This is a genomic window from Streptomyces sp. NPDC096205, from assembly GCF_044763135.1.
Classification (GTDB): Bacteria; Actinomycetota; Actinomycetes; order Streptomycetales; family Streptomycetaceae; genus Streptomyces.
In genome coordinates this window covers 136,166-143,350 of record NZ_JBIWFS010000015.1, presented here as the reverse complement: position 1 = coordinate 143,350, position 7,185 = coordinate 136,166, and the positions used below count along the sequence as shown (strand labels likewise).

8 protein-coding genes are annotated in these 7,185 nt (G+C 71.1%); 4 read left to right on the top strand and 4 right to left on the bottom strand.

All coding sequences use genetic code 11. The annotated features are described in order from the left end of the window. Both ACIQ6Y_RS39260 and ACIQ6Y_RS39255 read right to left on the bottom strand, forming a co-directional pair. Window positions 1-782 (bottom strand): maltotransferase domain-containing protein (locus ACIQ6Y_RS39260; RefSeq protein ID WP_404047713.1); only part of this gene is annotated, 782 nt, incomplete at its 3' end. 116 nt (window positions 783-898) lie between these two features. Further along, window positions 899-1,201 (bottom strand): DUF5133 domain-containing protein, encoded by a 303-nt coding sequence (locus ACIQ6Y_RS39255; RefSeq protein WP_404047710.1) that lies wholly within the window; start codon window positions 1,199-1,201, stop codon window positions 899-901. 263 nt (window positions 1,202-1,464) lie between these two features. Here ACIQ6Y_RS39255 and ACIQ6Y_RS39250 point away from each other — a divergent pair, with 263 nt between their 5' ends. Both ACIQ6Y_RS39250 and glgX read left to right on the top strand, forming a co-directional pair. Next, window positions 1,465-1,977, top strand: coding sequence for a pep a2 (locus ACIQ6Y_RS39250; protein WP_404047707.1), 513 nt, complete (start codon window positions 1,465-1,467; stop codon window positions 1,975-1,977). Further along, complete coding sequence (glgX, locus tag ACIQ6Y_RS39245) at window positions 1,974-4,121, top strand: glycogen debranching protein GlgX (protein ID WP_404047704.1); 2,148 nt, start codon at window positions 1,974-1,976, stop codon at window positions 4,119-4,121. The genes ACIQ6Y_RS39250 and glgX overlap by 4 nt, the downstream gene beginning before the upstream one ends. Window positions 4,122-4,157: 36 nt before the next feature. Here glgX and ACIQ6Y_RS39240 read toward each other — a convergent pair whose 3' ends face one another. Beyond that, window positions 4,158-4,955: a VOC family protein gene (locus tag ACIQ6Y_RS39240; RefSeq protein WP_404047702.1), complete on the bottom strand. Its 798-nt coding sequence runs from the start codon at window positions 4,953-4,955 to the stop codon at window positions 4,158-4,160. Between the two features lie 127 nt (window positions 4,956-5,082). Between ACIQ6Y_RS39240 and ACIQ6Y_RS39235 the strand changes: the two genes are divergently transcribed. Next, window positions 5,083-5,415 carry an ANTAR domain-containing protein gene (locus tag ACIQ6Y_RS39235; protein WP_404047699.1) on the top strand — a complete coding sequence of 111 codons (333 nt, stop codon included), beginning with the start codon at window positions 5,083-5,085 and terminating at the stop codon, window positions 5,413-5,415. A gap of 10 nt (window positions 5,416-5,425) precedes the next feature. Here the strand turns inward: ACIQ6Y_RS39235 and ACIQ6Y_RS39230 are convergent, their stop codons facing one another. Further along, on the bottom strand, window positions 5,426-6,220 hold the full coding sequence (locus ACIQ6Y_RS39230; RefSeq protein ID WP_404047695.1) for an RNA polymerase sigma factor SigF: 795 nt from the start codon (window positions 6,218-6,220) through the stop codon (window positions 5,426-5,428). Window positions 6,221-6,661: 441 nt separating this feature from the next. Here ACIQ6Y_RS39230 and ACIQ6Y_RS39225 point away from each other — a divergent pair, with 441 nt between their 5' ends. Beyond that, window positions 6,662-7,177 carry a hypothetical protein gene (locus ACIQ6Y_RS39225; RefSeq protein ID WP_404047692.1) on the top strand — a complete coding sequence of 172 codons (516 nt, stop codon included), beginning with the start codon at window positions 6,662-6,664 and terminating at the stop codon, window positions 7,175-7,177. The last annotated feature ends 8 nt before the right edge of the window (window positions 7,178-7,185 follow it).

Genomic DNA, 7,185 nt, shown 5'->3' with positions numbered 1-7,185 from the left:
GCGTCGAGGGTGTTGTTGCGGCCCTTGCGGTGGGTGGTGCCGATCGGGTGGATCGGCGGCAGGTAGACCACGTCGAAGCCCATCGCCGCGATCGCCGGGAGCCGGCGGGCGGCGGTGCGGAACGTGCCGTGCGGGTTCTCGGGCGTGCCCTCCGAGCGCGGGAAGAACTCGTACCACGAGCCGTACAGGGCCCGTTCACGCTCCACCAGCAGCGGCAACGGCTCCGAGGCCGTCACCAGATCCCGCAGCGGATGGCGGGCCAGGACCCGGTCCACGTCCGGTGTCAGGGCCGCCGCGAGCCGGGTCGCGACCGGGAGCGAGTCGTCGCGCAGCAGCTCCACCGCCTCCAGGAGCGTCGCGCGGTCCGGCCCCTTGGGCACGGACGCGGCGGCCCGCTCGTACAGGTCGCCGCCCTCCTCCAGGACGAGGCCGGTGTCGATGCCGGCCGGGACCTTGATGCAGGCGGTGTGCCGCCAGGTGGCGACCGGGTCGCTCCAGGCCTCCACGTGGTAGCTCCAGCGGCCCGGCGCGTCCGGGGTGACGTCGGCGCCCCAGCGGTCGGTGCCCGGGGCGAGTTCGCGCATCGGCGTGAAGGGGCCGCGCCGCCCGGCGGGGTCGGTCAGGACGACGTTCGCCGCGACGGCGTCATGGCCCTCGCGGAACACCGTGGCGGAGACCTGGAACGTCTCGCCCTCCACCGCCTTGGCCGGACGCCGGCCGCGCTCCACCACCGGGTGGACGTCGCGAACCGGGATGCGGCCGATGGTCTCGGGCGCGCTCATGGGTCTCTCCTCCGCCGTGCTCGACGCCGGCCTGTCCGGCCGCTGCTGGGTCCTGCGCGTACTACGCCTACTTCGCCGGGAAGGGGCTGCCCAAGGGGCTGTCTTCCCGTACGGGGCTACCTTCCCGCGGTGGTGCGCCGGGCCGTGAACGGCAGGCGGCGTGTCCCCCGGTGTGTGTGCATCCGGCCGTTCTGCTCCGGCTCGCGCAGGAACGCGGCCGCGCCCTGGCGCAGAAAGCGTTCGGCGGCGTCCGCGGCCTCCCGTGCGCAGCGCTTCCCCATCAGCACGCACAGCGTGTATCCCGAGTCCTCGAAAGTGGCGCGCACCGTGCGGTCGGCCGGGGCCGCGAGCATCAGGCGCTCCCAGGCCCGGTACCGCCGCAGCTGCCGGGCGACTTCGGCTTCGGCGGGTAGCAGCATGGCGGGGTTCACCTCCCGGGGGCCGCGAACGGCGCCGTCCCGACGGTCGGGGGCGCTCGGGGCCTTCACTCATGGTGCACGTACGACGACCCAGCGTCTTGTTGGAGCTTCAACGAATCTTCGGCGTGTCTCGTGTTGCACGAATGGACTAGCCGCCTCACTGTAGAGGTCACTCAGAAGCGATCGGTGCTCACGCTTCGTGTTCGGGGCCGGTTCATGAGAGCCGGAGCGGCGAGAGCCTGGCCGGTGAGGAGCAAACGACGATGAAGACCGCAGTGCCCTGCTACTACCACCTCGACGTGGAAGTCAGCCCGGAACGCGTCGGACAGGTCGGACGCATCCTGGCAGCCCATCTCCGCTACTGGGACCTGGACACGATCGTCGAGCCCGTCCGCCGCGCGGCCGAACTGCTGCTGACGGCGATAGACGAACACGCGACCGACAAGCGCACCTCCATCGAGATGTGGTGGAACGGCCAGCACCTGATCACCGCCATCGGTGAGAACGACTGCGACCTGCGCCCCGACCAGGACCTGCGCGACTGCCTGGAACACCTCGCCGCGACCAGCGACGGCTGGGGCTGCTGCGCCACCGACACCGGCAGCAAGGTGATCTGGTTCTCGCAGCGGGCCCGCGCCGGCGAGCGCGTGCCGCTGGTGCCGAGGGTGCCCGCGCCGAGCCTGCGCGAGGTGCTCCAGGTGCCCCGCGAGGTCCCGGCCGCGCTGCTGGCCGGCCTCACCCGCGATGCCGAGGGTGTCCTGGAGGACGCCCGGTGACCGCGCGACGGACCCGCAGGGACGGGGTGCCCGCATGGAGCGGGCACCCCTACCCGTTGGGCGCCTCCTACGACGGTCAGGGCACCAACTTCGCGCTGTTCAGCGAGGTCGCCGAGCGCGTGGAGCTGGTGCTCTTCGACGACGCCGGCAACGGGCGCGCCGTGCCGCTCACCGAGGTCGACGGCTTCGTGTGGCACGGCTATCTCCCGGGCGTCGGACCGGGCCAGCGCTACGGCTACCGGGTCCACGGGCCCTGGCACCCCTCCCTCGGCCAGCGCTGCAACCCGGCGAAGCTGCTGCTCGACCCGTACGCCACCGCCGTCGACGGGCAGATCGACAACCACCCCTCGCTGTACGAGCGCACGGCGTCCGGGCCCGACCCGGCGGACAGCGCAGGGCACACCATGCTGGGCGTGGTCACCGACCCGTGGTTCGACTGGGGCGAGGACCGCCCGCCGAGGCGCCCGTACGCCGACAGTGTCATCTACGAGGCCCACGTCAAGGGACTGACCCGCACGCACCCGGACGTGCCGCCCGAACTGCGCGGGACCTACGCCGGTCTCGCGCACCCCGCGGTCGTCGAACACCTCGTGTCGCTCGGGGTGACGGCCGTCGAGCTGATGCCGGTGCACCAGTTCGTGCAGGACGGCGTGCTGCGCGACCGGGGCCTGTCCAACTACTGGGGCTACAACACCATCGGCTTCTTCGCCCCGCACAACGCCTACGCCGCCCGCGGCACTCGCGGTGAGCAGGTCGCGGAGTTCAAGTCGATGGTGAAGGAACTGCACGCGGCCGGTCTGGAAGTGATCCTCGACGTGGTCTACAACCACACCGCCGAGGGCAACGAGAAGGGCCCCACCCTCTCCTTCCGCGGCATCGACAACGCCTCCTACTACCGTCTCGTCGACGGTGACTGGGGGCACTACTACGACACCACCGGCACCGGCAACAGCCTGCTGATGCGGCACCCCTACGTCCTTCAGCTGATCATGGACTCGCTGCGCTACTGGGTCACCGAGATGCATGTCGACGGCTTCCGCTTCGACCTCGCGGCGACCCTGGCGCGGCAGTTCCACGAGGTGGACCGGCTGTCGGCGTTCTTCGACCTGATCCAGCAGGACCCGGTGATCAGCAGGGTCAAACTGATCGCCGAGCCGTGGGACGTCGGTGAGGGCGGCTACCAGGTGGGCAACTTCCCGCCGCTGTGGTCGGAGTGGAACGGGCGCTACCGCGACACCGTGCGGGACTTCTGGCGCACCGGCGAGAACACCCTCGGTGAGTTCGCCTCCCGGCTGACCGGGTCCTCCGACCTCTACCAGCACAGCAGGCGCCGGCCGCGCGCGAGCGTCAACTTCGTCACCGCGCACGACGGTTTCACGCTGCGCGACCTCGTGTCGTACAACGACAAGCGCAACGAGGCCAACGGCGAGGGCAACCGGGACGGCGAGAGCGACAACCGGTCCTGGAACTGCGGGGCGGAGGGCGAGACCGCCGACCCGTCCGTGCGGGAGCTGCGCGGCCGCATGCAGCGCAACTTCCTCGCCACGCTGCTGCTGTCGCAGGGCATCCCGATGCTCTGCCACGGCGACGAGCTCGGCCGCACCCAGCGGGGCAACAACAACGCCTACTGCCAGGACAACGAACTGTCCTGGATCGACTGGGCGTTGACCGAGGAGCAGGGAGAACTGCTGGAGTTCACCCGGCGGCTGATCGAGCTGCGGGCCGGACATCCGGTGCTGCGGCGCCGCCGCTTCTTCCGCGGCGAGACCGTCACGCATGCCGGTCAGCCGCTGCCCGACCTGGTGTGGCTGGCGCCCGACGCAGGCGAGATGACCGAGGGCGACTGGCAGCGCTCCGACGCGCACTCCGTCGCCGTCTTCCTCAACGGCGACGCGATCGCCGAACCCGACCCCCAGGGCCGGCCCGTGGTCGACGACTCCTTCCTGCTCCTGCTCAACAGCTACTGGGAGCCCGTCGACTTCAAGCTGCCCGACTCCAGCTACGGCGAGCGCTGGACGGCCCTCGTCGACACCGCCGACCCCCAGGGCGTGCCGGACGAGACGGAGTACAAGGCCGGAACGATCGTGCCGGTCGGCGCCCGCAGCCTGACCCTGCTGTCCCGCCCCTCCCGCGGGACGAGGTGAGCCGACGGCCCCCTCGCGGGGCCAGGGCCTTTCGGCTCAGGGCTGGCGACGTGAAGTCACCGTGAACTGCGCTCCGTCCGGGTCGCGCAGGACGGCGTCGTCGGCGGTCTTGCCGAGGACGCTGCCCCCGTGCTGCTCGGCGGTGCGGGCGCAGGCGGTGACGTCGTCGACGGCGAAGTGGACCTGCCAGTGGGGCCGGATGGTGGGGTCGGGGGCGGCTTCGAGCGCGCCCGACTCGATGCGGGCGACGACGTCGCCGCCACTGCGCAGGACGACCTCGTCGCCCTCGTAGTGGACCTCGCAGCAGCCGGGCCGGGTGGTGGCCCACTCCAGGACCTCGCCGTAGAAGATCGCGGCGTCGAAGGCGTCGCGGGTGTGCAGCCGGATGAAGGCGGGGGCGGCCCGGCGCCAGGTCTCCCAGTCGGTGATCAGCTCGCCCTCCCAGATCCCGAACGTGGCGCCGTCACGGTCGGCGAGCAGGGCCGCCCGGCCGGGCGGGAAGGAGATCGGTCCGACGGCGGTGGTGCCGCCGCGCTCCTGGGCGCGGGCGACGGCCTCGTTGGCGCTGGCGACCGCGAAGTACGGGGTCCAGGCGACGGCCATCTGCCACATCGAGGCGACTCCGGCGATGCCGGCGACCGGCGCGCCGTCCGCCAGGGCGATCCGGAATTTGTCGCCGAGCTTGGCCGAGCGCCACCGCCAGCCCAGCACGGCGCTGTAGAAGGCCTCGGTGGCCGGCAGGTCGCGGCTGGTCAGGCTGACCCAGCAAGGGGCACCGAACACGGAGTGGGTGGTGACGACCTCTTTGGCGGAGGGTGTCGGTCGGTCGTTCATGGCACTCGTCCTGGGGGTCGTGAGGGCGGCAGCCTGGATGCTGCTCCCAGTGTCCAACCGGAACCGGTCGAGCCGCCTGCCGAGTACCCCACTGGCGCACGGCTGGCCGAAGCAGGAGGATGAATCCGTGGCAACCGGACCGGGTGAACCCGCGGACGAGACGGAACGGATCATCGAGCTGCAGGAAGAAGTCCAGCAGCTCAAGGAGGCCGTGACCTCCCACGCCGTGGTCGACCAGGCCATCGGGATGATGGTCGCGCTGGGGCGCGTCGCGCCCGACCAGGGCTGGACCGTCCTCCGCGAGGTCTCGCAGCACACCAACATCAAGCTGCGCCAAGTCGCCGAGCTGATCCTTCTGTGGGGGCGTACGGGGGAGATTCCGCCGCAGATCCGCGCCGAGCTCGAGGCGGCTCTCGACCGCCACGGCCCGACGCAGATCCCGGGCTCCTCCTCCGAGTGAGGACAACCGCTCACCGGACCTCGGCGAGCAGTTCCTCCCGCAGGTGCTCGAAGCAGCCGCTGAGCAGCCGCGAGACGTGCATCTGCGATATGCCGAGCTGTTCGGCGATGGAACTCTGGGTCATGCCCTGGAAGAACCGCAGGTAGAGAATGGTCCGCTCGCGCTCCGGCAGGGCCTCGATGCAGGGCTTGACGGCCACCCGGTCGACGACGACGTCGAAGCTCGGGTCGGGGCCGCCGATGGCGTCACCGAGGGCGTAACCGTCGGTGCCGGGCATCTCCGCGTCGAGGGACAGCGCGGAGAAGCACTCCAGGGCCTCCATGCCGGTGCGGACCTCGCTCTCGGTGAGATCGGCGTGCTCCGCGATCTCGGCGACGGTCGGGGGCCGGCCGGGGGTGGTCTGGGACAGTTCCTTCGTGGCGCGCCGGACGCGGTTGCGCAGGTCCTGCACGCGGCGGGGGACGTGGAGCGTCCACATGTGGTCACGGAAGTGACGCTTGAGTTCGCCGGTCACGGTCGGTACCGCGTACGCCTCGAAGGCGTGGCCGCGAGCCGGGTCGTAGTGGTCGACGGCCTTCACCAGGCCGAGGGCCGCCACCTGGTAGAGGTCCTCCAGGGCCTCGCCGCGGCCGCGGAAGCGGACGGCGATGCGCTCGGCCATGGGCAGCCATGCCCTGACCAGCTCGTCCCGGAGTGCCTCACGCTCGGGCCCGTCGGGCAGCCGCCGAAGCCGGTCGAAGGCCTCGCCGGTGTCGGGGGCGTCGTCGTGAGGGTGTCGCCTCGTACTGCTGCCGGTGATACGCACGATGCGCACCTCCCTGGGCAGGTAGGTGCCGAATGGGGGACTCACCGTGGGAGGCGCGGGCTCGGACTCGCGGAGGCACCGGGGTCCGAACGGGCGGGTCCCACGGATGTGCCTCCGTTCCGAAGCACTGAGATGCAGATTCCCTGCGGAAACACAGACGAAACGCATTTCGTGAATGATTCTACGCCCAGCAATCGGGCGACTCCACACCGAAAGGTTACAAAAGGGTATGAAGCCTCGCGCGGCGTCCGGGAAAGGCGGGGAACGTGATGTGCAGCACGCCGCCGGTGGCATCCCCGGCGGGGGCGGGAGCGTTCTGCCTGGGCAGCGCTTGATCGCCGATCAACGCCCGGAAGCCCCTGGCCACCGCGCATTGCGCTCATTTGACAGTGCGATCGGCCCACGGATAGGAAGCACCTCTGGGGAGTCGAGAGGTGCATTGTGTGCGAGCCGAACGTGGTCGGGGACTGGCAGGAGTACGACGAGCATGCCGGTCTGCGCGTCCGCGTCCACCGTCTTGAGCAGTCCGAGCCGCCGCGCGGACGCGACGACGCCGCCGAGGGGCTGACGTACTTCAGCGTCCGCGTGACCGTCGAGAACCGCGGCGAGCGCACCTACGGCATCCACCTGGAGGACGGCCAGATCGACGTGCGCATCGGCCCCGACGGCGAGAGCGCCTTCCTCGACTGGCGCAACTCCCAGTTCGTCGAGGGCTTCGACGTCTACCCGCTGCGCCGGGCGACCGCCGTGCTCTACGCGGCCGGGCCCGAGGCCGCGCTCGCCCAGGTCGACGTGCAGATCCAGCTGCGGGTGGACGAGGAGTGGACCGGGCGCCACCTGTGGGCCGGCGGCATCGGCCTGCACGAGAGCCACGGCACGCACACCGGCCCCGGCTGCGGCGTCGCCCACCAGGTGAGCACCTTCCTGCGCGACCAGGCCGAAGAGGGCACCGCCTGAGGCGTGCG

What these genes read in the sequence shown, in the direction of transcription:
- ACIQ6Y_RS39250 (WP_404047707.1), top strand. Translation starts at nt 1,465, where the DNA reads ATGAAGACCGCAGTGCCCTGCTACTACCACCTCGACGTGGAAGTCAGC.
- ACIQ6Y_RS39255 (WP_404047710.1), bottom strand. Translation starts at nt 1,201, where the DNA reads ATGCTGCTACCCGCCGAAGCCGAAGTCGCCCGGCAGCTGCGGCGGTAC.
- ACIQ6Y_RS39240 (WP_404047702.1), bottom strand. Translation starts at nt 4,955, where the DNA reads ATGAACGACCGACCGACACCCTCCGCCAAAGAGGTCGTCACCACCCAC.